The organism is Actinomadura nitritigenes (assembly GCF_017573545.1).
In the GTDB taxonomy this organism is placed as follows: domain Bacteria; phylum Actinomycetota; class Actinomycetes; order Streptosporangiales; family Streptosporangiaceae; genus Spirillospora; species Spirillospora nitritigenes.
The window spans coordinates 86,671-110,254 of sequence record NZ_JAGEOK010000018.1 but is presented as its reverse complement, the minus strand read 5'-3'; the positions used below and the strand labels follow the sequence as shown (position 1 = coordinate 110,254).

Here is a 23,584-nt window from a genome sequence, read left to right as displayed (position 1 = left end):
GCACGCGCCATGTGCCCTGTGACAGGAGTTCGCCGACATGCACCGTGGAAGCCCCGCTCGCTCCCTGATCACCGCCGCCACCCTCCTGATCTGCGGCGCCGCGCCGTCCCTGACCGGGACGGCCCGCGCCGACTCCCCGCACGCCACCTCCCCGCACGCCGCCGTGGCCCTCAACGCGGGTGACGTCACCGCCAACCTGTGGGAATGGAACTGGAACTCCGTCGCGCGGGCGTGCACCGACCACCTCGGGCCCGCCGGGTACGGCGCGGTCCAGGTCGCCCCGCCCGCCGAGTCCGTCAGCCTCGCCTCCAGCGGCGACGGCGCCCACCCCTGGTGGGAGGTCTACCAGCCCGTCTCGTACGGCCTGACCGGCCGGCTCGGCACCCGCGCGCAGTTCGCCGCGATGGTCGCCGCCTGCCACGGCGCGGGCGTCCGCGTCTACGCCGACGCGGTCGTCAACCACATGGCGGGCGCGAACAACACGCTCACCACCACCTACGGCGGCTCGGCGTTCGACCCGTCCGGCTACGCCTACCCCGCCGTCCCGTACGGGTACGGCGACTTCCACCATCCCGGCGACGGGTACTGCAACGACGACGACGGCGTCATCGACGACTGGAACGACACCGCCGAGGTCCAGAACTGCGAGCTGGACCACCTGTCCGACCTGAAGACGCAGAGCGACCGCGTCCGCGGCGCGATCGCCGGATACCTCAACGACCTCATCGGGCTCGGCGTCGACGGGTTCCGCATCGACGCGGCCAAGCACATCCCGCAGGCCGACTTCGCCGCCATCAGGAGCGCGCTGCACCCCACGACGGCGGAAGGGAAGGCCCCCTACATCGCGCAGGAGGTCGTGCCGGGCTCGGCGGGCGACGCCCTCAAGCCGTCCGCGTTCACCGCGAACGGCGACGTCATCGGCTTCTCCTACGCCGACGGGCTGAAGGCGCAGTTCTCCGCCGGCACGCTGTCGAACCTGTCGGGCATCCCGTCCTGGTCGCTGGACGCCCCGAGCGACCGGACGTTCGCGATGGTCGCCAACCACGACACCGAACGCAACGGCAGCACGCTCAGCTACAAGAGCGGCACCGCGTACACGCTGGCGAACTACTTCCTGCTCGCCTACCCGTACGGCAGGCCGTCGGTGTTCGACGGGTTCACCTGGTCGGCGGCCGGGCAGTCGCCGCCCGCCGACGCCGGCGGCTTCGTCACGGACGCGAACTGCTCGGCCGGCTGGCAGTGCATCACCCGGTCGACCGGCGTGAAGGGAATGGTGGGCTGGCACAACGCCACCGCGTCCGCCACGACCGTCTCCGACTTCACGGCGACCGCCGGGAACGTCATCGGGTTCGGCCGGGGCGGGAAGGGCTGGATCGGGCTGAACGCCTCGTCCAGCGCGTCCACCGCCGCCTACACCACCGGCCTCCCGGACGGCGTGTACTGCGACGTCATCACCGGCGGCGCCAAGGCGGGCGGCTGCAACGGCACGGCCGTGACGGTGTCGGACGGCACCGCCACCGTCACGATCCCGGCCGGCGGCGCGGTCGCCATCGACGTGGACGCCACGACCGGCACCACCACTCCCCCGGCCTCCACCGTCTCCGACACGTTCAACGTCCAGGCCACGACCACCTGGGGCACCAGCGTCTACCGCGCCGGCAACGTGCCCGCGCTGGGGTCGTGGGACCCGGCGAAGGCAGTCCCGCTGTCGTCGGCCGGCTACCCGACCTGGAGCGGCACGGTGACGCTGCCCGCCGGCACCTCCCCGCACACCGCGAACGACACCTGGCGCTGAACGCCCGCGGCGCGCCGCCTCAGCGGGGCGGCGCGCCGCGCGTCAGCGGTTTCCGTAGTCGGGGGCGCGCTTCTCCACGTAGGCGGCCATGGCCTCGGTCTGGTCGGCGGTCATCATCGTCAGGACCTGCTGGCGGTTCTCCAGCTCGACGGCCGCGTCGAACGAGGGGATCTCCAGCGACAGCCACATCGCCTGCTTGGTCAGCGACAGCGACAGCGGCGGCATCGACAGCAGGTCGTCCACCGCCCCGTCCACGCGGCCGGAAAGCTCGTCGGGCGCGACGGCGTCGGCGAGCATGCCGATCCGCAGCGCCTCCTCGGCGTCGAACCGCCGCGCGGTCATCATCAGCTCGTGCGCCCGCCCCGCGCCGACCAGCCGCGGCAGCATCCACGACGTGCCGATGTCGCACGCCGAGAACCCGACCCGCATGAACGACACCGCGAACACCGCCGACGTCGAGGCGATCCGCAGGTCCGACGCCAGCACCAGCGCCAGCCCACCGCCGGCCGCCGCGCCGTTCACCTCCGCCACCACCGGCTGCGGCAACCGCCGGATCCGCTGCACCAGCCCCGCGATGTGGCGTTGCGTGGCCAGCCCGCGCTGCACCGCGCCCGCGCCGTCCACGCCCTCCGGCTCGCCGTACCCGCCCAGGTCCAGGCCCGCGCAGAAACCGCGGCCCGCGCCCGTCAGCACCACCACCCGGCACTCCGGGTCCGCGGCCGCCTCCGCCAGCGCCCCGTGCAGCCCCTCGACCATGCCGGAGGTCATCGCGTTCAGCCGCTCGGGCCGGTTCATCTCGACGCGGGTGACGCCCGGCCGCGGCCGGGACACGACGATCTCGCTCAACGCTCCTCCTGCGGCGGCTGCGACGGCTGCGCCCCCGCCCGACGGCCGGGGGCGCTCAGCGTAGCCCGCTCAGGAGGCCGGACGGTCGCGCGGGGTGCGGAACAGGCACTCCTGGGTGAGGCTCGCGACGAGGGCGCCGCCGCGGGTGTGGATCGTTCCCGAATACAGGCCGCGCCCCGAGGCGACGGTCAGCGGGACGAGGTCCATGAGCACCCAGTCGTCCATCCGGACGGGCCGGTGGAACCAGACCGCGTGGTCGAGGCTGGATCCGGACCGGGCCGTCCCGTCGTGCAGCGCCGTCAGCCCGGAGGAGATGTCGGACAGGTACGTCAGCACGCACGCGTGCAGCAGGTCGTCGTCCGGCAGCGGCTCGTCGCAGCGCGACCAGAGCCGGGTCGGGAAGTCCGACGCCGGGTACGGCTGCGGCGGGACGCGGCTGTCCATCGAGAACAGCCGCGGCATCTCCGCGTCGGGCAGCGTCTCGGGGCCGGGCGCGTCCGGGGCGGGGTGCACCTGGCGGTCCTCGTCCTCGGCGGGCCGCTGGAACGACACCGACATGTTGAAGATGACCTCGCCGCCCTGCAGGGCGACCACGCGCCGCGCGGAGAACGAGCGGCCGTCGCGGTCCCGGTCGACCCGGAAGATCGTGGGCCGGGCGGCGTCGCCGCCGCGCAGGAAGTAGCCGTGCAGCGAGTGCGGCAGCCGGCCCTCCGGGACGGTGCCGCCCGCCGCGCGCAGCGCCTGCGCCGCGACCTGCCCGCCGTAGAGCGGGTACGGGTCGTCGAACACGAGGGCGCCGCGGTACAGGTCCCGGTCGAGCTCCTCCAGATCCAGGAGCTCCAGGACGGAGTGCCGCTCTTCCAGGCGCGGTTCGGGTTGCTCGGAGATGGTGGGTCGCACGGTCGAGACGTTATCCGACGCGCTCCGGCGCGGTTCCGGCCGCCCTCACGGCAGGACGTCGTCGACCAGGCCCCAGGCGAGCGCGGTGCGCGCGTCGATCGGCTCGCCGGCGAGCGCGAGGTACAGGGTGCGCCAGCGGCCGATCCGGCGGGGCAGCGACACCGTCCCGCCCGCGCCGGGGATCAGGCCCATCGCCGCCTCGGGGAGCCGGAACGTCGCGTCCGCCGCCGCGACGACGCGGCCCGCGAAGGCGGGCAGCTCCACGCCGGCGCCCACGCAGGCGCCCTGCACGCGGACCTCGATGCGCTTCCCGAGCCGGTGGATCGGCCGGGCCGCGCCCGCGCGGGTCCGCACGAAGTGCGCCGTCGCCAGGTCGGGCGCGGTGCCGAACTCGTCCAGGTCGCCGCCGGAGCAGAACACCGGGCCCGCGCCGTCCAGGACCACGCGGGCGATCCCGTCGTCGAGCAGCGCGAGGCGGAGGGCGTCGACGAGCGCGTCCCGCAGCCGGCGCCCGTAGGCGTTGCGGCGCTGCGGCCGGTTCAGCGTGATCGACAGCACGTCCCGTCCCGGGCCAGCAGCACCGGGTCCGGGACGTCGGACGGCAGCAGCCGCGGCCCGCGGGAGGCCAGCCACCGCGCGAACTCCGCCCCGCCGAGCAGCGCCGAGTACGCGTAGGACTCCACGTCCAGCGCCGCCGGGACGTCCATGCCGCCGGTGGTGCGCAGCACGTCGCGCAGCACCAGCGCCGCCTGCGGGTTGCGCTCCGCCGCGTCCCGCAGCGCCGCGGCGCGCTCCGCCGGGTCGCCGGCGGCGACGCACTCCCGCCCGGTGTCCGCCGCTCCGGTAAGGGTGACGTCGAGGGCGCGGACCAGCGCGCGGTCGCCGGAGCCGACGCCGACGAGGACGCGGTCGCAGTCCCGGGCGCGGCGCGCGGCGCGTTCGACGACCGCGGCGTCGGCGGGCGCGAGGTCCACGACGGCGAGGGGGGCGCGGACCGCGCCGTCCCCGTCGAGCGGGGGCGCGTCCGCCGCGCCGTCCGCGAGGTCCGCTATCGAGATGTGCACGCCGGTCCCTCTCGCCCGGGGACCCTCCGGCGGGACGGCGGATCCGCGCGATGATCTCTACCGGGACGCGAGTGTAGCGCCGGGCCCGGCCCGGACGCGGCGCCGGTCCCCGGGAGTCCGTGCAGGTGAGCGAGGTGGACCGTTCCGCGCGGCCACCCCAGCGTGGCCTTCGTGGGGGCGGACGGGCCGCCGGGCGCCGGGTTAGGCTGGGGGCTCCCGGAGCCCGGTGGGGCGTCCGGGACGTCCGGACGATGGCGTGCGGGGAGGGGCCGTGACGGCACCGGGAGAGGCCGCCGAGAGGGTCCGCATCATCGATGCCGCGTACCGCTGCCTGCTGGCGGCGAACGGCGTGCCGGTGACCGTCGGCGACGTGATCGCGGCGGCGGGGCTGCCGGGCGAGGCGTTCGACCGGCATTTCGCGTCCAAGGACGCGCTGCTGCTGGCGATGTACCGGCGCGACGGTGCGCTGATGACGGCGGAGATGCGCTCGTGGGCGGCGTCCGCCGCGGGCCCGCCCGAGGCGCTGCGCGCGGTGGTCGACGGCATGCTCCGGATCACCGCCGACGACCGGCGCCGCCGCCGCGCGCTGGCGCTGGCGTCGGGCGAGGCGGTGCGGGCCCGGGGCTGCACCGAGGAGCGCGCCCGCGCGGTGGCCGAGCAGGAGGCGCTGATCGCCGAGATCCTCGCGGCGGGCCTGGCGGACGGGTCGCTGCCGTGGGCCGACCCCGAGCCGGACGCGCGGTCGATCCGGGCCGCGCTCGGCCGGGCGTTCGAGCACCAGCTCGCCGGGACGGCGCGGGAGAGCGCGTCCGCGGCCGCCGCCCAGCTCACCGCGTTCGTGTTCCGCGCGCTCGGCGTCCGGACCGCGAACGGCCGTCCCATGACGAATGTCATGGGCGGCTGATGGATCGTCTCACTGCCGGTGACCGGGCCCTCGCGCGGACCATTTCCGGTATGAACGAGAACGAGAACGGCACCGCCCAGGACCCCCGCCACCCGCAGAACCTGCGGGCCTTCCGCGAGCTGAAGCTGCTCACCGGCGGCTACCTCGCGCTCAGCTGGCTCACGATGGGAGCCGCCTACCTCCTGCGCGACCACCACTCGATGGTGAACGACAACGTCTGGGTGCGGGGCGGCATCGTCGCCCTCGCCTCCGTGCTGTCGTTCGCGCTCGCCCATCGCGCCGCCCGCGGCTCCCGGGGCGCGTTCCGGCGGCTGCGGATCCTGTCGACGGTGATGACCGTCGCCATCGTCGTGATCGTCTCGCTGCCCGGCTTCCTCCCCCCGTGGATGCGGATCGAGCAGGCCGTCTGCGGGCTGCTGCTGCTGGGCGTCGTCCTCATCACCGCACGCGGCCGCATCCGGGCGCTGTTCGCCGCCGAGTGAGCGCGGACGAGGCGACGGGAGGCCGGTAACGTGCCGGGCATGCAGGACGCCGTGGAGCGGCCGCCGGACGGCGGCCCGCCCCCGCAGCAACGCGGCGCCGACCCGCACCGGTGGGCGCGCGGCTGGCGCCGGACGGCGCTGGCGACGGGGATGCTGGTGTACCCGTCGGTGACGGCGCTCGGGGTCGCGCAGTACTCCTCGGGCGCCGCCGCCGCGGCCGGATTCGCGATCGCCGGGGCGTTCGCGGTCACCTACGTCCTCGCGGGCGGGGCCGTCGTGCGCCGGGACCGGAGCCGGCTCTGGCTCTTCCACGGCGTCATGGTCGTGCTGTTCCTCGCGGAGCTGCCGTTCGCCCGGAACCTGGCCTTCTACCTCTGGGCGGTCATCACCGCCTTCACGGCCCTGATGCTGCGCCGGCGCATCGGGCTGATCGTGCTGGCCGGGGCGCTGCCCCCGCTGATCGTCCCGTGGGCGGTGCGGCCGTGGCACACCGGCCCCGACCTGCTCACCGCGCTGATGGTCGTGTTCACCACCATGACCGTCTACGCGTACGCCGAGATGGCCGGCGCCAACGCGGAGCTGCTGGAGGCGCGCGCCGAGGTGGCCCGGCTGGCGTCGGAGGCCGAGCGCGCCCGGATCGCCCGCGACCTGCACGACCTGCTCGGCCACTCGCTGACCGTCATCACGGTCAAGAGCGGGCTCGCCCGGCGGCTCGCCGAGAGCGGCTCCGCCCGCTCGGTGGAGGAGATCACCGCGGTGGAGGAGCTGTCGCGGCAGGCGCTGACGGACGTGCGCGCGGCGGTGTCGGGGTACCGGCAGGTGTCCCTCGCGGGCGAGCTGGCACGGGGCCGGGAGGTGCTGCGCGCCGCGGGCGTCGCCGCCGACCTGCCGACGGCGACGGAGATGGTCGACCCCGCCCACCAGGAGCTGTTCGGCTGGGTGGTGCGCGAGGGGCTGACGAACGTGGTCCGGCACGCGCGCGCCACCCGCTGCACGGTGACGCTGTCACCCGCCGGTGTGGAGATACTGGACGACGGGGTGGGCTCCACCGCGTCCTGCGGGAACGGGCTCGCCGGGCTGCGGGAGCGGGTCGAGGCGGCCGGCGGCGGCGTGGAGGCCGGCCCCGTCCGCCCGCACGGCTGGCGGCTGAAGGTGACGGTCGGGACCGCGGAGGGTGCGCGCACATGACGATCCGGCTGCTGCTCGCCGACGACCAGGAGCTCATCCGCACGGCGCTGGCGGCGCTGCTCGACCTGGAGGACGACTTCGAGGTCGTCGCCGCCGTCGGGCGCGGCGACGAGGTGGTCGCCGCGGTCCTGGAGCACCGGCCGGACGTGGCGCTGCTCGACATCGAGATGCCCGGCGTGGACGGGCTGGCCGCGGCGGCGGTGCTCGCCGAGAAGGCGCCGGACTGCCGGGTGGTGATCCTGACGACGTTCGGCCGCGCCGGCTACCTGCGCCGGGCGATGGGCGCGGGCGCCGTCGGGTTCGTGGTCAAGGACGCGCGGGCCGAGGCGCTCGCGGACGCCGTCCGCCGGGTGATGCGCGGCGAGCGGGTCGTCGACCCGGCGCTCGCGGCGGCGACGCTGGCCGCCGGCGACTCGCCGCTGACCCCCCGCGAGGTCGACGTGCTCAACGCGGCGCGCTCGGGCGCGACCGTCGCGGCGATCGCCGGGAACCTGTACCTGTCGGAGGGGACCGTCCGCAACTACCTGTCCGCGGCGATCGCCAAGACCGGGACCCACAACCGGATGGAGGCGCTGCGCGTCGCCGACGAGCGCGGCTGGCTCTGACCCCCCGCTAGTCCGCCTCGGCGCTGCCGCTGACGCGCAGCTTGCGGCGGGCGCGCTCGTAGAAGGTCGTCCCGCCCAGCCGGACGACCCGGGCGGCGCCGCGGACGGCGGTGACCCGCAGCCGGTCCCCCGCCTGGAGCTGCGCGGCGATCCCGCCGTCCACCTCCACCGCCAGCGTCCCCGACGTCGGCAGCAGCGTCAGGTCGACGTCCTCGTCCGCCGACAGCATGACGGCGCGGTTGAACGTCGAGTGCGCCGCGGCCGGCACCACCAGGAAGCCCTCGACGGCGGGCGAGACGATCGGCCCGCCGGCGGAGTAGCTGTAGGCGGTCGAGCCGGTCGAGGTCGCCACGATCACCGCGTCGCCCGCGTACCGGACGAACGGGTGGCCCTGCACCGACACCTCCACCGCCGCGAGCCCGTCGCCCGGCATCCGCACCAGCGCGATGTCGTTGAAGGCGGAGACGACCTCGCCGCCGGGCAGCCGCATGCACACCGCCATCCGCGGCTCCACCTCGTACCGGTGCGCGTCGATGCTGGTCAGCGCGTCCGCCAGCCCGTCCACGTCGATCTCGGCGAGGAACCCGAGGCGGCCGAGGTTGACGCCGAGCACCGGCGTCGCCGCGCCGGCCGCCAGCCGCATGCTGCGCAGCATCGTCCCGTCGCCGCCGAGGCTGACGAGCAGGTCCGCGCGCTCGGCGAGCGCGGCGGCCTCGACCGCGACGGCGCTGCAGTCGATCCGGCCGATCTCCTCGGGCAGCCCCAGCACCGCGCCGCCGCGCCGGCCCGCCCATCCGACGATCGTGTCGACGGCGGCCTTCGAGTCGCGTTCGGGATGCAGGACGAGCCCCACCGTGTGCACCATGCCCATGGCAGAACCGTACGGCCCCGCGGGGCGGTTCAGCGGTCGTACGGCAGCGGCGCGGCGAGGATCCGCAGCAGGATCCCGGTGAGCGGGCCGTGCAGGCCGGGCAGGGCCGCCGCGTCCCCGGCGCAGACGTACGCGGTGATCAGCTCGGCGACGGCGCCGACCGCGGCGCGGTAGGCGGGCTCCTCGACGGGCGGCCATTCGGGGTGGCGTTTCGCGGCGCGCTCGCGCCACAGCCGCAGCACGTCGGCGACCGCCCCGTACGCCTTGTTGCGGCCCTTGAGCGCGCGCGGGCCGACGGCGGGCAGCTCGACCAGGATGCAGCGCGCGTACTCGGGCTCGCGCGCGCACAGGGTCAGGTACGAGCGCAGGCCCGCCTGGAGGACGGCCAGCGGCGGCGGCTTCGCGCCGAGGCCCTTCGGCGCGTTCATCAGCTCCCGCAGGACGGCCTTCTGGGCGTCGGCGAGGGCGGTGAGGAAGCAGTCCTCCAGGCCGGTGAAGTGGTCGTAGAACGCCTTGCGGGACACGCGGGCGCGGGCGACGACCATCGCCACGGTGGTGCGGGGGTAGCCGTGCTCGGCGACCGCGGAGATCACCGCGGCGAGCAGCCGCTCGCGCTGCGCCCTGCGGACGACCGGCGCGGGCAGGCTGCTGCGCCCGCGGGGCAGGCCGGGACGCGCCGGGTCGTAGACCTCGGCCAGCCGGAGGCCGCCGGGTCGCCGATCGCCGGACCGCGGGCCGCCGGAGGAGGCGCCGTCGTCAGGGGGCCGCTGTCGTTCGATGCAGCGCAGTGTAGTGGGCGGACGTCCTGCGGCCGCGCGGCCGGGCGTGGCCTTTCTATGGGCGGTTGCTAACCGCTCTGCGGCGTTTCCGCATCACCGTCCGTATCCCGCGCCATCGGCCGGGGTTCACCATGTCCGGGACCCACAGGTACGTATGCGTACTTCTGAGAGGAGTCCCCATGAGAGTCGGACAGGCGGGCGCCGCGGCGGCCGGACGCGGCCGGCTGCGGCGTTCCCTCGCCGCCTGCGCGGGCGCCGCCCTCGCGGTGCTCGCGTTCGTCCAGGCGCCGCCCGCGCACGCGCTCCCGCCCGAGGACGTGCCCGCCGTCGGGGTCGACACCGGCCGGTTCAAGCTGCCGATCGGCTGCACGATCAGCCTCGGCGGGCTGCCGGTGTTCTACCTGCCGACGGACGTCGACGTGCAGGGCGCCGCGCCCGTCCAGCTCGGGCCGGGCCAGCGGTTCTACCTGTCGCAGGGATCGGGCAGCATCACCTTCCCGTCCTGGCTGACCTCGCTGGCTCCGATCCTCGGCATCGACAAGGCGGACGCGAAGATCACCGATCTGAGCATCGGGGCGAGCGGCTCGACCCCGTCCAGCATCAACATCGCGGCGGGCAGGCCGTTCGAGATCGACGACATCGCGATCCAGGCCGGGAAGCCCCTCAAGGTGGGGCTGCCGCTGACCGGGACGTTCGACGTCGGCCCGTACACGGCGCCGGACAGCGGCAAGGTCACGCTGGCGTTCGAGCACGCCTACGCCGAGGTGGACCTGAGGTCGTCGGCCGGGTTCAGCCTGCCGATCACCGCCGACTGCAAGCCGTCGGCGGGCAACGCCCTGCTGACGATCGCGGTCGGCGGCGCGGCCGGGCAGCCCCCGGCGAAGGTCACCGGCGCCCCGCTGAACTTCCCCGAGCCCGCCTCGAACGAGCTGGTCGGCATCATCAACGCGCCGTACACGTGCAAGGTCGGCACCGACACCCTCGACGTCGGGATCGCGGTCGGCGCGCACATCCCGCTCGTGGCCAAGCGCGGAAGCGCGTTCTCCTTCACCGAGGCCGGCGGCGCGCTGGTGATCCCGGCCGGCACGGTGAACAGGCTGCTCGACAAGGGCTACACGTCCGCGTCCGGCAGGGTCACGGCGCTGAACCTGACGGTCGAGGGCGGCACGCCCGCGACGCAGAATGTCATCCCGTCGGGCGGCATCGCGATCCCGGACACGCCGCTGGCGCGCGACAAGCAGATCACGGTGCCGCTGCCGGGCGACGGCACGCTGACCGCGGGACCGTTCACGCCGGCGTCGTCGGCGACGAGCACGTCCGTCGCGCTCGGGTCGGCCACCGCCGACCTGTCGTTCGGCGGCGGGTCCACCGCCTCGGCGACGTGCGGCGCCCCCTCCCCCACGGTCTACCTGGTCGACAACCCGGTGACCTGACCGCACCGGCCGGCCGGGTGGGCGGCGCGCCGTGACAGGCGGAGCACCCCCGGCCCGGCCGCTCGGCGAGCGCCCCCGGCCCGCCGCGCCCCCGCTCCCGGGACGCGGCAGGCCGGGGGCGCTTCCGGGTGACAGGAACCTACCGTTCCCCTCGGTCACACATTGTGATTACTTGGTCGCGTCATGTCATCGCCAGTGGGAGCCCCCATGAACGCCATCGGCCCACCCGGCCCGCGACCATCGACGACCCGCCGGGGGCGAGCCCTGCTCGCCCGCGGCGCGCTCGCCGCGGCGACCGCCGCCGCGGCGACCGCCGCCGCGGCGACCGCCGCCGCGGCGTCCGGCGCCGTTCCCGCCTCCGCCGACGCTCCCGCCTCCGGCCCCCCGCCGGCCCGCGCCTACACCTGCGAGCGGACCTACACCGGCGCCAAGGGCAAGGGCTGGGGCTACGGGGCCTGCGTCGCCTCCCCCGGGCTGCCGCGGCGCGGGCGCGTCGACGGGGTCTTCCTCATCCGGTCCCGCGTCCCGGCGGATCCGGCGTTCCGGTGCGCCGAGAGCACCGAGGAGAACTTCCCGTCGGGCGAGGCGGAGCTCCCCGACCGCGTCGTCGGCTTCCGCTGCGCCCCCGACACCGCCTGACCCCGCGCTCCCGACCCGCCCGGAAAGGACGAGGCAATGGCCCCTCCGGAGAAGAAGGACCCGTCGCAGGACGGCACGGACCCGCGGCTGACCTACCGCGACGTCAAGAAGTTCAGAGGAGAGAGCGAGACCGCCGAGAAGGACCGCGAGCAGGCGTCCGAGGCCGGCTCCCGGCCGGAGAGGCCGCCGCTGAAGCCGGTCCCCGAACTGCACGTCTGCATGGGCCTGAACGCCTGCGCCGGGCACGGCCGCGACGGCACCGGCATCATGGCCGGCATGGGGCGGTGCGCCACCGTCTCGCACAACTGCCACGGCGACAACGAGTGCGCCGGCCAGGGCGGCTGCGGCTACAGCGGGCACGAGGCGGAGCAGGCCCTGCCCGGCGCGCAGCACTGCCGCTGGTCCGGCAGCTGCGCCAGCCCGATCAACGCGAGCCGGGTGCACGCGGCCGGACCCTACCGCGGCACCAGCGTGTGGAAGCGGGCCCGCAAGGTCTTCGAGCAGCGGATGTTCGAGGCCGGCGTCCCGTTCGGCCCGTCGCCCGGCGAGGGGTTCCCCGACGACGAGGTGCCCGACTACGAGGCCCGCTTCGGCACGAGGGTCCCCGCGCCGCGCGACCCCGGCGGGAAGGACGCCGGACGGTGACGGCCGGCCCCGCACCGGCCGCCCGGACCGCGCGCGGCGACGGGACCCGGCTCGGGCTGGGCCTCGGCCTGCGCTCCGCTCACCTGCCGTACGTGCTCGCCGAGCGGCCCGACGTCGGCTGGTTCGAGATCATCTCCGAGAACTTCCTGGACACGGCCGGCTACCCCCGGCACGCGCTCGACCGGATCGCCGAGCGCTACCCCGTCGTCATGCACGGCGTGTCGATGTCGATCGGCAGCACCGACCCCCTGGACATGCACTACCTCGGCCGGCTGCGCATGCTCGCCGAGGACGTCGGCGCCCGCTGGATCTCCGACCACGTCTGCTGGACGGGCGTGGCGGGCGTCAACACCCACGAGCTGCTGCCCGTCCCGCTCACCGAGGAGGCGCTGCGGCACGTCGCCCGGCGCGTCCGCGTCGTGCAGGACGTGCTGGAGCGCCCCCTCGTGCTGGAGAACCCGAGCACCTACGCCGCGTTCGCGCACGCCACCATGACGGAGTGGGAGTTCCTCGCCCGGCTGTGCGAGGAGTCCGGCTGCCGGCTGCTGCTGGACGTCAACAACGTGTACGTCTCGTCGGTGAACCACGGCTTCGACCCCGAGGAGTACATCCGGGCGCTCCCGCACGACCGGGTGGAGCAGATCCATCTGGCCGGGCACACCGACATGGGCGACCACCTCCTCGACACCCACGACGGCCCGGTGGCCGAGCCGGTGTGGGCGCTGTACCGGCTCGCGACGTCGCTGACCGGTCCCGTCCCGACCCTGCTGGAGTGGGACGAGGACATCCCGCCGTTCCCCGAGCTGCTGGAGGAGCTGCGGAAGGCGAGCCGGCACGTCGGCGCGCTCCCCGGAAGCGCGGTCCTCGGCAGCGCGGTGTCCGGAAGCGCGGTGTCCGATGCGTGAGCCGCGCGCCGTGGACGGGCCGCCGTCGCTGCGGGCCGTCCAGCAGTGGTTCCAGGACGCGATCACCGCGCCGTCCGCCGGGACGGAACGCGCCGCCGCGCTCCTCGCCGCGCCCGCCGGACCGAGCGCGGAGCGCCGCGTCGAGCTGTACCGGCGCGGGTGCCGGCGGCGGCTGCTGGAGGTGATGCGGCACCGCCATCCGGCGCTGCGCGCGCTGCTCGGCCCGGAGCTGTTCGACGCGTTCGCCGGCGAGTACCTCGACGCCCGCCCGTCCCGCTCGTACACCCTGGGCCGGCTGGACGAGCGGCTCGCCGCGCACCTCGCCGCGCACCGCCCGGACCGGTACCGGCCCGCCGGGCAACGCGAGTTCTGGATCGATCTGATGATCGACCTGGTGCGGTACGAGTGCCTGTTCGCCGAGGTCTACGACGGCCCCGGCACCGAGGGCGAGCCGCCCGCCCCGTGGCCGGCGGAGCTGCCCGGCGCGACGACCGCCGCAGCGGCCCCCGGCCTGCGGGTGTTCCGCGGCTGCGCGGCCGTGCACGAGTACCACTCCGCCGTCCGCCGGGGCGCGCGGCCCGGGCCGCCCGAGCCCGGGCCGGTCGACCTGGTCGTGTTCCGCCGCGACTTCCGCGTGGTGACCGTCCGCCCGCCCGCCGAGGCGTTCACGCTGCTCGCCGCGCTGCTGTCCGGCGCGCCGCTGGACGCGGCGGCGGAACGGGCCGGCGTCGGCGACGGCACCGCCCGGCGGCACCTGCGCCGCTGGATCGCGCAGCGGTGGCTCACGGCCCGCCTCCCCGAGCGCGTCCCCGCCGCGCCCGTCCCGACCCCTCGACAGGAGACCCCGCGATGACCACCGGATCCGCCGGGACGACCGGCGCCTCCCCCGCCCCGGCCGCGTCCCTCGCCACCGTCCTCGACGCCCATCCCGTCGACGCCGCCATGGGCGTCCGCACCGAGGACGACCTCGTCAACCATCTGCTGCAGGCCGCCGCCGTGGAGCTGCAGACCATCCCGATGTACCTGTACGCGATGTACTCGATCGGCGGGGTCGGTACGTCCCGCTGGAACCCCGGGATGAGCGCGCAGCGGCTCGTCCGCAGCATCGTCATCGAGGAGATGCTGCACCTGTGCCTCGTCCGCAACATCCTGGTCGCGCTCGGCGCCGGCGACATGGTGACGTTCTACGACGAGGACTTCATCCCCGACTACCCCGAGTACATGCTGCACCGGCATCCGCCGCTGCTGCTGCACCTCGCCCCCTGCACGAAGGAGGTCGTCCGGGACGTCTTCATGGAGTTCGAGCGTCCCTACGCCGACCCGAAGGAGGGCACGCCGCCGAAGGGGCAGTACGCCACCATCGGCCTGTTCTACGGGGCCATCAGGAAGGGTCTGGAGGAGCTCGACAGCCCGGCCCTGTGGGCGGCGCCGCACAGGGAGCTCCAGTACGTGGCCGCGTACTGGAACAAGGACGGCGGCGGCGCGCCGCTCCCGGTCGAGAACCTGACGACGGCGAAGGCGGCGCTCCGGATGATCGTCGAGCAGGGCGAGGGCGCCGACCCGAAGAAGCCGCTGGTCAGCATCGACCCGCTCAAGCCGAAGCTCGGGATGGACGAGCTGCCGCACCACACCAAGTTCCAGCGCGTCGCCGAGGGCGTCGAGGCGATCGGCCCGGTGTGGAAGGTGCCGAGGGACCCCAAGTGGTTCCAGTACGCCGAGGACGAGGCGGCCGCGAGCGTGAACGCCCTGTTCAACGCGGTGTACTGCTACGTGCTGCACTTCATCGACGTGCTGTACCGGACCCCGTCCGCGCGGATGGACGCGAACCGCCGCAGCGTCCGCTACGGGTACGAGCGCACGTTCGTCTCCGCCATGCAGGGGCTGCTCGCCAACATCGCCGAGATCATGGTGGCGCGGCCCGTCCTGGCGGGGCCGCTCGCCGAGAGCCGGTCCGGCGAGGACACCCAGATCGGCCCGACCTTCGAGTACGTCGAACTGCCCGGCAGCGGCCGCAAGCGGCACCTCATCGACCTGTGCGACCGGGCGGCGCGGCACTTCCCGGCGCTCGGCGGCGACAACAGCGTCCGCTGGCTGCTGGAGAAGATGCCCGACCTCTAGCCCCGCCCCTCAGGCGGACGTCCCCCGGCCGGGGGTGAGCCGCCAGTAGCCGTGCGGGTTGTGGAAGAAGTCGTCCTCCGCGAACCGCTCGCACGGACCGTGCCGCAGCACCCACTGGTCCGCGCCGTCCTCCAGGGCGAACGTCTCGCCGTCGCGGAGCTCCCGCGTCCGCTGCTCCATCAGCAGGTAGAGCGCCAGCCCGTCGATCAGGTCGAGGACGTCCTCGGGATGCGGGGCGCCCGGATGGTCCAGCTCGACGTCCGGGGCGCCGAGCAGGTGCATGCCGCAGCTGAAGTACAGCGCGCCGGTCGTGATCGGCCGCTTGACGCACGCCTGGTACAGCGGGACGGCCGCCTCCTGGCCCGCGTACGCCTTGTAGGCGAGGTCGAGCCACCGGTCGCGGCCGTGCGCGAGCCCGTTGCTCTCGTTCTTCACCGCGGTCGCGCCGGAGCGCAGCAGCCGGGCGGTCAGCGCGAGCGTGCGGCGCGCGACGGTGAACGCGACGCCGGGGCGGGCGGGCGGCGACAGCAGGTAGGCGACGGTGTCGTGGCCGCGCACCGCCTCCCAGTCCGGAGCGGTGAAGGAGGCGCCGGCGCCGCACGCCTCGAACGCGGCCGGCATCCGCGGGTCCGGCGCGTACCCGGAGTACTCCCAGTCGAGCTCGAAGCCCTCCTGCTCGGCGATCGCCTCGACCTCGCCGAGGTCGAGTCCGGCGCCGAGGACGCACAGGACATGCCGGGAACCCACCGACGTGTGCTCATCAATCATCAGGCGGCAGGCTACGCGAAGATCGTGGTCATGGCAGAAGTTCGCCCCGATCAGCGGGCCCCGGGCGCGGTGGTCGCAGCGGTGGTCGCCGCGGGGCGCGCGGTGCGGCCCGAACCGGCGGGCGGAGAGCGCCTCCGGGGGACGGGGCGGCATCAGCGGGGCGCGGCGGGGAAGGGTGATTACATGGACTTATGACACCGTCCGAGCGAGCGCGATGTGGGGCAGGTCACACCCTGGCCGGGCCCGATCGCGTCACGTTCGGCGGCACTGATCCATCTTCTCTGTGACGGGTCGCACGGAGGGTTTGGAGGGGGCATGGGCGCCATACCGGAGAGCAGCACACCGCGGCGGTTCAACCTGACCATGCTGAACGCCGCCTATGACGCGTTCCGCCGGGACATGGCCCGGATGTCGGCGGCGGCGGACGCCGACGCCGCGCCGGACCCGGGGCGGGTCGCGCGGGGATGGGCGATGTTCCGCCGGCACTGGCTGGCCCAGCAGGCCGCCGAGCAGCGCGCGTTGTGGGCGGTGATGCGCGGCCGGGAGCGTCCCGCCGTGTTCGACGCGCTGGAGACGCGCGCGTTCCGGGTCGTCCCGCTGCTGGACGGCGTCGACGCGGCGCTGGAGCACGGCGACCGGCGCACCCTCCGCCAGTACGCGCGGGCGCTGCCGGCGGCGGTCAACGACCTCCTGGACTACAAGGAGGCGGAGATGCTGCCGCTCATCCACCGCGCGCTGACCCCGTTCGAGTGGGGGACCTTCGACGTCGAGATGCGCCGCGAGCTGGGCATGCGGGGGCTGGCCTCGTTCGTGCCGTGGCTGCTGGACGGGGCGCCCGACGCCACGTCCCGGGCGGTGATGCGGCTGCTGCCGCCGCCGTTCCGGATGCTGTACCGGGCGCGCTGGCTGCCTCGCTACCGGCGCCGGGAGAGGTGGGCGGCGCCCGCCGTCTGAACGCCGCCGCCCTGTGACGGGCGTTACACCGCTTTATGTCACGTTTCGTCGGCCTGGATCGGTCTTATGCGCAGAACCGGTCCAGACCGACGAAAGGACGGCGTCGATGGCGGACACGATGCCGAGCACGGGGGCGGGTGCGGCGCGAGGCGTGGACGCCGCGGCGCACGCCCTCGACGAACGGCTCGGCACCACCGGCTTCGCGCGCAAGGCGCTGCGCAAGGCCTTCCCCGACCACTGGAGCTTCCTCGTCGGGGAGATCGCGATGTACTCGTTCGTGGTCATCCTGCTCACCGGGGTGTACCTCACCCTGTTCTTCAAGCCCAGCATGGGCGAGGTCACCTACCACGGCTCGTACACGCAGTTGCAGGGCGTGCGGATGAGCGAGGCGTACGCCTCCGCACTGAAGATCAGCTTCGACGTGCGGGGCGGGCTGCTGGTCCGGCAACTCCACCACTGGGCCACGCTGGTCTTCCTGGCCTCGATCCTGGTGCACACGCTGCGGCACTTCTTCAGCGGCTCGTTCCGCAAGCCGCGCGAGCTGAACTGGATCATCGGCATCGTCATGCTCATCCTGGCGATGCTCAACGGGCTGTTCGGCTACTCACTTCCGGACGACCTGCTGTCGGGCACCGGCATCCGGATCCTCGAGGGCGTCACCGCGTCCGTCCCCGTGGTGGGGACGTACCTGGTGATGTTCCTGTTCGGCGGGGAGTTCCCCGGCAACGACATCATCCCGCGGCTGTACGTGATCCACGTGCTGCTGATCCCCGGGCTCCTGGCGGCGCTCGTCCCGCTGCACGCGATCGTGCTGACCTGGCGGCAGACCCATACCCAGTTCCCCGGCAAGGGCAGCAGCAACACCACCGTGCGCGGCTACCCGTTCTTCCCGGTGTTCATCGGCAAGACCACGTCGCTGTTCCTGTGGGTGCTGGGCGTCACCACGCTGATGGCCGCGTTCATCCAGATCAACCCGATCTGGCTGTTCGGCCCCTACGATCCGGGCGCGATCAGCTCCGGCTCCCAGCCGGACTGGTACATGGGCTGGCTGGAGGGCGCGCTGCGGATCATGCCGGCCTGGGAGATCACCGCGTGGGGGCACACGGTCACGCTGAGCGTGATCGTCCCGGCGCTGGTGGTGCCCGGGGTGCTGTTCACCGGACTCGCCCTCTACCCGTTCCTGGAGCGCTGGGTCACCGGCGACGACCAGATCCACCACCTGCTCGACCGGCCCCGCGACGTCCCGGCGCGGACCGGGATCGGCATGGCCGGCGTGGTGTTCTTCGGGGGCCTGTGGGCCGCGGGCGGCAACGACGTCATCGCCGACCGGTTCGACGTCCCGCTGTTCTGGACGACCTGGTTCTTCCGAGGCCTGGTGATCCTCGGGCCGGTGCTGGCCTACGCCGTCACCTACCGGATCTGCGTCGGCCTGCAGCACCGCGACCTCGCGCTCGTCGAGCACGGCCTGGAGACCGGTGTCATCATGCGGTCGCCGGAGGGCCGGTACAGCGAGGTCGAGCGGCGTCTCCCGGCGGAGCGGACGGCCGCGATCACCGATCCGCGCCCGGCGCCGGCGGTCCCGCTGGACGTCCCGCCCGAGACCGGCGGGGTCGAGAGCCCGCGGGCCCGGAGCCGGACGGCGCGGGTGCGCGCGGCCCTCAACCGCCGGTTCCGCGCGGATCTGGCCGTCGTCCCGGACACCGCGCCGGACGCCCCCGCCCTCGACGAGGGCGGGGCGCTCGAAGAGGGCGCCGGCTCGGAGGCCGCGCGGGCGTCCCGCTGAATCCGCGGGCCGGAGGCCGGTCCCTTTTCCGCTCCGCACGGGTCCGTACAGGTGTGAGAGCGGTGGAGGGAGTGCCGATGGCCGATGACGGGGAGTTCGCGCGGCTGACCGATCCGTACCGGTCCGAGCTGCTGGTGCACTGCTACCGGATGCTCGGGTCCCTGGACGAGGCGGAGGACCTCGTCCAGGAGGTGTACCTGCGGGCGTGGCGGTCGTTCGACCGGTTCGAGGGGCGGGCGTCGCTGCGCACCTGGCTGCACCGGATCGCGACGAACGTGTGTTTGACCGGGCTCGGCGCCCGGCGCCGGCGGCCGCTGCCGTCGGGGCTCGGCGCCCCGGGTTCCGATCCGGAGGGTCCGGTCGGGCCGGCCCGGCCGGAGATCGAGTGGCTGCAGCCGCTGCCTGGCCGGTGGGCGGACGCGGCGGACCGCGGCGACCCGGCGGCGGTCGTCGCGTCCCGCGCGGGGGTCCGGCTGGCGCTGATCGCGGCGCTGCAGCACCTGCCCGCGCGGCAGCGGGCGGTGCTGATCCTGCGGGACGTGCTGGGCTGGCGGGCGGCCGAGGTCGCCGAGACGCTCGGCACGTCCACGGTCGCGGTGAAGAGCATGCTGCAGCGGGCGCGCGAGCAGATCGAGCGGCTCGCCCCGGAGGAGGACGGCGTCGCCGAGCCGGACGACCCCGGCGTCCGCGCGCTGCTGGACCGGTACGCGGCGGCCTTCGAGAACGCGGACGCGGCGGCGCTCGCGGACCTGCTGACGCGGGACGCGACGCTGGAGATGCCGCCGTTCGCGGCGTGGTTCGCCGGGAGGGACCACGTGGTGCGGTTCGCCGCCGCGCACATCCTCGGCGCGCCCGGCGACCTGCGCCTGTTCCCCGTCTCGGCCAACGGCCGGCCCGCCGCGGCGTCGTACATGCGCGGCCCGGACGGCGTGCACCGCGCGCACTGCGTCCAGGTGCTGACGGTCTCGGACGGCGGCGTCTCGGGGATCGCGGCGTTCCTCGATCCGGGCCTGTTCCCCCGGTTCGGGCTGCCCACCGAGCTGCCGTGCGAGCCGCCGTCCGCGGCCGCGCCCGGCGGACCGGTTCCTTCCGGATCGGCGGCGGTCTGTACCCGGTGAGCGATCCGCTCAAAGGGAAGGGACCGGGATGCCGGAGATGACGAGCAAGACCGCGACCGGCCGGGAGGCGTCCGAGGCGGACGCCGTCCCGGCGGCGCGGCGGGGCTGGACGCTGGCGCTGGCGGGGATGGGGGCGTTCCTGTGCTCCCTGGACGTGGTGGTGGTGGCGACCGCGCTGCCGGTGCTGCGCACCCACCTGGGCGCGAGCCTGTCCGACCTCGAATGGACGATCAATGCCTACAACCTGGCCTTCGCCTGCCTGATGCTGACGGGTTCGGCGCTCGGCGACCGGTTCGGCCGGCGCCGGATCTACGTGACGGGCCTGGCGGTGTTCACCGCGGCGTCCGCCGCGTGCGCGCTGGCGGGCGGCGCGGGCGCGCTCGTCGCGGCCCGGGTGGTCGAGGGCGCCGGCGCGGCGCTGCTGCTGCCGCTGACGCTCACGCTGATCAGTGACGTGTTCCCGGCGGAGAGGCGCGGCGCCGCCATCGGGCTGTGGGGCGGGATCACCGGCCTCGGGGTCGCCGGCGGGCCGGTGCTGGGCGGCGCGATCACCGAGGGGCTGGCCTGGCAGTGGATCTTCTGGATCAACGTGCCGGTCGGGCTCGTGATGATCCCGCTGTCGGCGACGCTGCTGCGGGAGAGCCGCGGTCCGCGCCCGTACCTGGACGTGCCGGGCCAGATCCTCGCGGGGCTCGGCATGTTCGCGCTGACCTGGGCGCCGGTGCGGGCGCCGTCGGCGGGCTGGGACTCGCCCGAGGTGGCCGCCGCGCTGGCGGCCGGGGCCGTGCTCGTGGCGGCGTTCCTGCTGTGGGAGCGCCGGGCCGCGCACCCGATGCTGCCGCTGGCGTACTTCCGGCTACGCGCCTTCGCGTCCGCGAACGCGGTGATCTTCCTGCAGGCGGTGTCGCTGCTCGGCTCGCTGTTCATGATCACCCAGTTGTTCCAGACCGGGCTGGGCGACTCCCCGCTGGAGACCGGGGTGCGGCTGCTGGTCTGGACGGGCATGCCGATGATCGCCGCGCCGCTCGCGGGCGCGCTCGCCGACAGGGTCGGGCCGCGCCCGCTGATGGCGGCCGGGATGGTCCTGCAGTGCGCGGGGCTCGGCTGGCTGGCGTCCGCGACCGCGCCGGACGTGTCGTACGGGACGCTGGTCGCGCCGCTGGTCGTCGCGGGCGCCGGCACCGGCATGATCTTCGCGACGACGGCGGGCGCGGCGACCGCGGCGGTGCCCGCCGGCGACGCGGGCGTGGCGGCCGGCACGAACACGGCGCTGCGCGAGCTCGGCGGCGTCTTCGGCATCGCCGTCCTCGCCGCGGTGTTCGCGCACAGCGGCGGCTACGAGACGCCCGCCTCGTTCGTCGACGGGTTCAAGCCCGCCCTCTGGGTCGCGTCGGCGGTGGCCGGCGCCGGCGTGGTCGCGGCGCTGTGCGTCCCCGCGAAGGCCCGCGCCGTCCCGGAGGACTCGGCGGGGCCGGCGGAGCCGGCAGAATCGGCGGGGCCGCGTTCCGCCGCGTCCGGGTCCTAGGTACCGGCCGTCCGGGCGGGCTTCTCGAACAGCAGGCTGAGGACGGGTTCGGCGGCGGCCTCCGGGTCGTCGCCGAGCTCGGCGGGCAGGGCGCCGCGCAGCCACAGCTCGGCGAAGCCGTGCACGATCGACCAGGCGGCGGTCGGGGCGGTCAGGTCGCCGCGGGGCCGGCCCGGGGCGACGCTCCGGGCGCCGCGCACGAGCACGCCGTAGGCGCGGGCGCGGGCGGCGGCGACCTCGGGGTCGCCGGTGCGGTACAGCTCGGGCCGGAACATGACCTCGAAGTGCGCGCGGTGGCCGATGGCGAACCGGATGTAGGCGAGCCCGACGTCGTGGAAGTCGTCGCCGGCGGCCTCGAGCGCGTCGGCGAACAGCGCGTAGCCCTCGGCGGCGACGGCGGTGAGCAGCCCGGCCTTGTCGCCGAAGTGGTGGGCGGGGGCGGCGTGCGAGACGCCCGCGCGGCGCGCCAGCTCGCGCAGGCTCCAGGTGGCCGGTCCCGACTCGGCGATCGCGTCCACGGCGGCCGCCATGACGGCCCGCCGCAGATCACCGTGGTGGTAGGCGTCGTCACTCATGCGGCCGATCCTATCTTGCCATTGACAAGTTCTCGCCCGCGGAGGCAATCTAGCCATTGACAAAATCGCGTCTGAGCGAAGGACCGCCCATGCCGACCCTGCCCTGGATCCCCGTCCACGCCCCCGGCCCCGGCGCGGAGGTCACCGTCATGGCGTCCCGGCTGGAGGTGCGCTCGCTGCGCCACGTGCCGGGGTTCTTCGTCGCGTCGCTGTCCCTGCTGCGTCAGGCCCGCCGGTCCGACGGCGCGCACGGCGTCACCCTGAAGGCCCAGCTGCTCGGGCGGACGTTCTGGACGCTGTCCGCCTGGCGCGACGAGAAGGCGATCCGGGCCTACGCCGCCGCCGAGCCGCACCGGTCCACGATGCGGGCCAAGCGCGCCGTGATGCGCGACTCCACGTTCGTCTTCTGGCGGGCGAAGGCCGCCGACCTGCCCGTCACCTGGGAGGAGGCGCGGCGGCGCATCGCGGAGGGCTGACCGCCCCGGCGCCCGGCGCCGCCGGGGCCGCGGCTAGCCGGGCGGCTCGGCGTCGTCGGCGAACGCGCGCAGGCCGGGCAGGTCGACGACGGTGATCCTGCGCCAGCCGGTGCGGATGAGGCCCGCCGCGCGCAGCCCCGTCATGGCCCGCGCGACCGTCTCGCGCGAGGCGTCCATCCAGCTGCCGAGCTCCTCCTGCGACAGCGGCGGCCCGATCACGATCGACCCGTCCGGCGCGGGCGGGACGTGCTGCGCCGAGCGCTCGGCGAGGTCGGCCAGCAGCCGCGCGAGCCGCTGCGTGCCGCGGCTGGTCACGTGCGCGCGCAGCCGCCGGTCGGAGTCGTCGATGCGCTGCACGAACGTGCCGGTGACGAGCATCCACACGTCCGGGTGCTCGTCCAGGAACCCGGTGAACCGGCCGGCCGGGACGACCAGCGCCCGCACCGGGGACAGCGCCGTCACCGTCGCCGAGCGGGTGCGGCCGCCCAGCACCGCGCTCTCGGCGAGCAGGTCGCCCGGCCCGCGCACGGCCAGCACCACGTCGTGGCCGTCCTCGGTGGACGAGGTGACCTTGGCCCAGCCCCGCTCGATGATGATCACGTGGTCGGACTCGTCGCCCTGGTAGACCAGCGGCGCCTTGACCGCGAACTGGCGGGGCCGCGCGGCGGCGCGCAGCGCGGTCCGCTGGGCGGCGTCGAGCGCGGCCCAGAACCCGGGGCGGGGGACGGACGGGGAGGGCGGGGACGAGGGGGTCGCCAAAATCGTCCTCCTTACCGGTCGCCGGGTACGTTGACATGCCCGCTGTCACCTGTCCGGTAAACCGCCCTGGCAGGAGTTCGTCAGAGACCCGCGTTCGTCAGATGCCCGCGCGCGCCCTCGCACCCTCGAAGCTCAGAGCGGGCCGGCCGACGGGCCGGCCGACGGTGGCGCCCGCCGCCGCGACCGAGAACCGGGCGGCGCGCTCCGGCGGCTCCCCGCGGGCGAGCGCGGCGATCAGCGCGGCGGTGAGCGCGTCCCCGGTGCCGGTGCTGTCGGCGACGGGCGCGCCGTCCAGCACGATGCGGTTGCCCCGCGCGAGGCCCGACGGCCGGCGCGGGCCGCCTCCCGAGCTGCGCGAGCCCGACCGCCTGGTCGGCGCCCTTGCCGCCGAGCATCTCCCGGCGGCGCCGCACCCGCGCCGAGCCGCCCGCCCCCGGCACCTCGCCGACGAC

Annotated in this window: 26 protein-coding genes; 16 read left to right on the top strand and 10 right to left on the bottom strand. The window is 74.9% G+C overall.

The window, feature by feature from the left end; genetic code table 11:
* Positions 1-37: 37 nt before the first annotated feature.
* A complete protein-coding gene (locus J4557_RS27385; RefSeq protein ID WP_208269615.1) occupies positions 38-1,795 on the top strand; it encodes a carbohydrate-binding module family 20 domain-containing protein in 1,758 nt (585 codons plus the stop codon).
* Positions 1,796-1,837: 42 nt separating this feature from the next.
* Here the strand turns inward: J4557_RS27385 and J4557_RS27380 are convergent, their stop codons facing one another.
* From J4557_RS27380 to J4557_RS27365, 4 genes are all read right to left on the bottom strand, one after another.
* Positions 1,838-2,641 (bottom strand): enoyl-CoA hydratase/isomerase family protein, encoded by an 804-nt coding sequence (locus tag J4557_RS27380; protein ID WP_208269614.1) that lies wholly within the window; start codon positions 2,639-2,641, stop codon positions 1,838-1,840.
* 69 nt (positions 2,642-2,710) lie between these two features.
* Positions 2,711-3,541, bottom strand: a complete 831-nt coding sequence (locus J4557_RS27375; RefSeq protein ID WP_208269613.1) for an acyl-CoA thioesterase — start codon at positions 3,539-3,541, stop codon at positions 2,711-2,713.
* A gap of 45 nt (positions 3,542-3,586) precedes the next feature.
* Positions 3,587-4,099: an enoyl-CoA hydratase/isomerase family protein gene (locus J4557_RS27370; protein WP_208269612.1), complete on the bottom strand. Its 513-nt coding sequence runs from the start codon at positions 4,097-4,099 to the stop codon at positions 3,587-3,589.
* Entirely contained in the window at positions 4,081-4,605 is a 525-nt protein-coding gene (locus J4557_RS27365; protein WP_208269611.1) for a hypothetical protein, read from the bottom strand. The genes J4557_RS27370 and J4557_RS27365 overlap by 19 nt, the downstream gene beginning before the upstream one ends.
* Positions 4,606-4,876: 271 nt before the next feature.
* Here J4557_RS27365 and J4557_RS27360 point away from each other — a divergent pair, with 271 nt between their 5' ends.
* From J4557_RS27360 to J4557_RS27345, 4 genes are read left to right on the top strand one after another with little or no spacing between them, the layout of a single operon-like run.
* Entirely contained in the window at positions 4,877-5,509 is a 633-nt protein-coding gene (locus tag J4557_RS27360; RefSeq protein ID WP_208269610.1) for a TetR/AcrR family transcriptional regulator, read from the top strand.
* A gap of 50 nt (positions 5,510-5,559) precedes the next feature.
* Entirely contained in the window at positions 5,560-5,991 is a 432-nt protein-coding gene (locus J4557_RS27355) for a hypothetical protein (protein WP_243776415.1), read from the top strand.
* A gap of 39 nt (positions 5,992-6,030) precedes the next feature.
* Entirely contained in the window at positions 6,031-7,179 is a 1,149-nt protein-coding gene (locus J4557_RS27350; protein WP_208269609.1) for a sensor histidine kinase, read from the top strand.
* A complete protein-coding gene (locus J4557_RS27345; RefSeq protein ID WP_208269608.1) occupies positions 7,176-7,784 on the top strand; it encodes a response regulator transcription factor in 609 nt (202 codons plus the stop codon). Before J4557_RS27350 ends, J4557_RS27345 begins: the two co-directional genes overlap by 4 nt.
* A 7-nt stretch (positions 7,785-7,791) precedes the next feature.
* Here the strand turns inward: J4557_RS27345 and J4557_RS27340 are convergent, their stop codons facing one another.
* Together J4557_RS27340 and J4557_RS27335 are read right to left on the bottom strand one after the other, a co-directional pair.
* Positions 7,792-8,655: an NAD(+)/NADH kinase gene (locus tag J4557_RS27340; protein ID WP_243776414.1), complete on the bottom strand. Its 864-nt coding sequence runs from the start codon at positions 8,653-8,655 to the stop codon at positions 7,792-7,794.
* A 29-nt stretch (positions 8,656-8,684) separates the two neighbouring features.
* On the bottom strand, positions 8,685-9,248 hold the full coding sequence (locus J4557_RS27335; protein WP_208269607.1) for a TetR/AcrR family transcriptional regulator: 564 nt from the start codon (positions 9,246-9,248) through the stop codon (positions 8,685-8,687).
* 365 nt (positions 9,249-9,613) lie between these two features.
* Here J4557_RS27335 and J4557_RS27330 point away from each other — a divergent pair, with 365 nt between their 5' ends.
* The 6 genes from J4557_RS27330 to J4557_RS27305 all read left to right on the top strand — a co-directional run bounded on the left by J4557_RS27330 (position 9,614) and on the right by J4557_RS27305 (position 15,174).
* Positions 9,614-10,867: a hypothetical protein gene (locus J4557_RS27330; RefSeq protein WP_208269606.1), complete on the top strand. Its 1,254-nt coding sequence runs from the start codon at positions 9,614-9,616 to the stop codon at positions 10,865-10,867.
* A gap of 207 nt (positions 10,868-11,074) precedes the next feature.
* Entirely contained in the window at positions 11,075-11,506 is a 432-nt protein-coding gene (locus J4557_RS27325; RefSeq protein WP_208269605.1) for a hypothetical protein, read from the top strand.
* Between the two features lie 36 nt (positions 11,507-11,542).
* Positions 11,543-12,151 (top strand): hypothetical protein, encoded by a 609-nt coding sequence (locus tag J4557_RS27320; RefSeq protein WP_208269604.1) that lies wholly within the window; start codon positions 11,543-11,545, stop codon positions 12,149-12,151.
* Positions 12,148-13,056, top strand: coding sequence for an MNIO family bufferin maturase (gene bufB, locus J4557_RS27315; protein ID WP_208269603.1), 909 nt, complete (start codon positions 12,148-12,150; stop codon positions 13,054-13,056). The genes J4557_RS27320 and bufB overlap by 4 nt, the downstream gene beginning before the upstream one ends.
* A complete protein-coding gene (locus tag J4557_RS27310; RefSeq protein ID WP_208269602.1) occupies positions 13,049-13,909 on the top strand; it encodes an HvfC/BufC family peptide modification chaperone in 861 nt (286 codons plus the stop codon). The genes bufB and J4557_RS27310 overlap by 8 nt, the downstream gene beginning before the upstream one ends.
* Positions 13,906-15,174 (top strand): ferritin-like domain-containing protein, encoded by a 1,269-nt coding sequence (locus tag J4557_RS27305; protein WP_208269601.1) that lies wholly within the window; start codon positions 13,906-13,908, stop codon positions 15,172-15,174. Before J4557_RS27310 ends, J4557_RS27305 begins: the two co-directional genes overlap by 4 nt.
* 9 nt (positions 15,175-15,183) lie before the next feature.
* Here the strand turns inward: J4557_RS27305 and J4557_RS27300 are convergent, their stop codons facing one another.
* Entirely contained in the window at positions 15,184-15,942 is a 759-nt protein-coding gene (locus J4557_RS27300) for a DUF4261 domain-containing protein (RefSeq protein WP_208269600.1), read from the bottom strand.
* A 315-nt stretch (positions 15,943-16,257) separates the two neighbouring features.
* On the opposite strand from J4557_RS27300, the gene J4557_RS27295 reads away from it, so the two are divergent.
* From J4557_RS27295 to J4557_RS27280, 4 genes are all read left to right on the top strand, one after another.
* Positions 16,258-16,896, top strand: a complete 639-nt coding sequence (locus J4557_RS27295; protein ID WP_208269599.1) for a hypothetical protein — start codon at positions 16,258-16,260, stop codon at positions 16,894-16,896.
* Between the two features lie 106 nt (positions 16,897-17,002).
* Positions 17,003-18,679 (top strand): cytochrome bc1 complex cytochrome b subunit, encoded by a 1,677-nt coding sequence (qcrB, locus tag J4557_RS27290; RefSeq protein WP_243776413.1) that lies wholly within the window; start codon positions 17,003-17,005, stop codon positions 18,677-18,679.
* 77 nt (positions 18,680-18,756) lie between these two features.
* Complete coding sequence (locus tag J4557_RS27285; RefSeq protein WP_208269598.1) at positions 18,757-19,797, top strand: sigma-70 family RNA polymerase sigma factor; 1,041 nt, start codon at positions 18,757-18,759, stop codon at positions 19,795-19,797.
* Positions 19,798-19,834: 37 nt separating this feature from the next.
* Complete coding sequence (locus tag J4557_RS27280) at positions 19,835-21,322, top strand: MFS transporter (RefSeq protein WP_208269597.1); 1,488 nt, start codon at positions 19,835-19,837, stop codon at positions 21,320-21,322.
* On the opposite strand, the gene J4557_RS27275 is transcribed toward J4557_RS27280, so the two are convergent.
* Positions 21,319-21,897, bottom strand: a complete 579-nt coding sequence (locus J4557_RS27275; RefSeq protein ID WP_208269596.1) for a TetR/AcrR family transcriptional regulator — start codon at positions 21,895-21,897, stop codon at positions 21,319-21,321. The genes J4557_RS27280 and J4557_RS27275 overlap by 4 nt on opposite strands.
* 89 nt (positions 21,898-21,986) lie before the next feature.
* On the opposite strand from J4557_RS27275, the gene J4557_RS27270 reads away from it, so the two are divergent.
* Positions 21,987-22,373, top strand: a complete 387-nt coding sequence (locus J4557_RS27270) for a DUF3291 domain-containing protein (RefSeq protein WP_208269595.1) — start codon at positions 21,987-21,989, stop codon at positions 22,371-22,373.
* Positions 22,374-22,406: 33 nt separating this feature from the next.
* Here the strand turns inward: J4557_RS27270 and J4557_RS27265 are convergent, their stop codons facing one another.
* Positions 22,407-23,132 carry a Crp/Fnr family transcriptional regulator gene (locus tag J4557_RS27265; protein ID WP_243776412.1) on the bottom strand — a complete coding sequence of 242 codons (726 nt, stop codon included), beginning with the start codon at positions 23,130-23,132 and terminating at the stop codon, positions 22,407-22,409.
* 97 nt (positions 23,133-23,229) lie between these two features.
* Complete coding sequence (locus tag J4557_RS27260; protein WP_208269594.1) at positions 23,230-23,430, bottom strand: PfkB family carbohydrate kinase; 201 nt, start codon at positions 23,428-23,430, stop codon at positions 23,230-23,232.
* Positions 23,431-23,584: the final 154 nt, after the last annotated feature.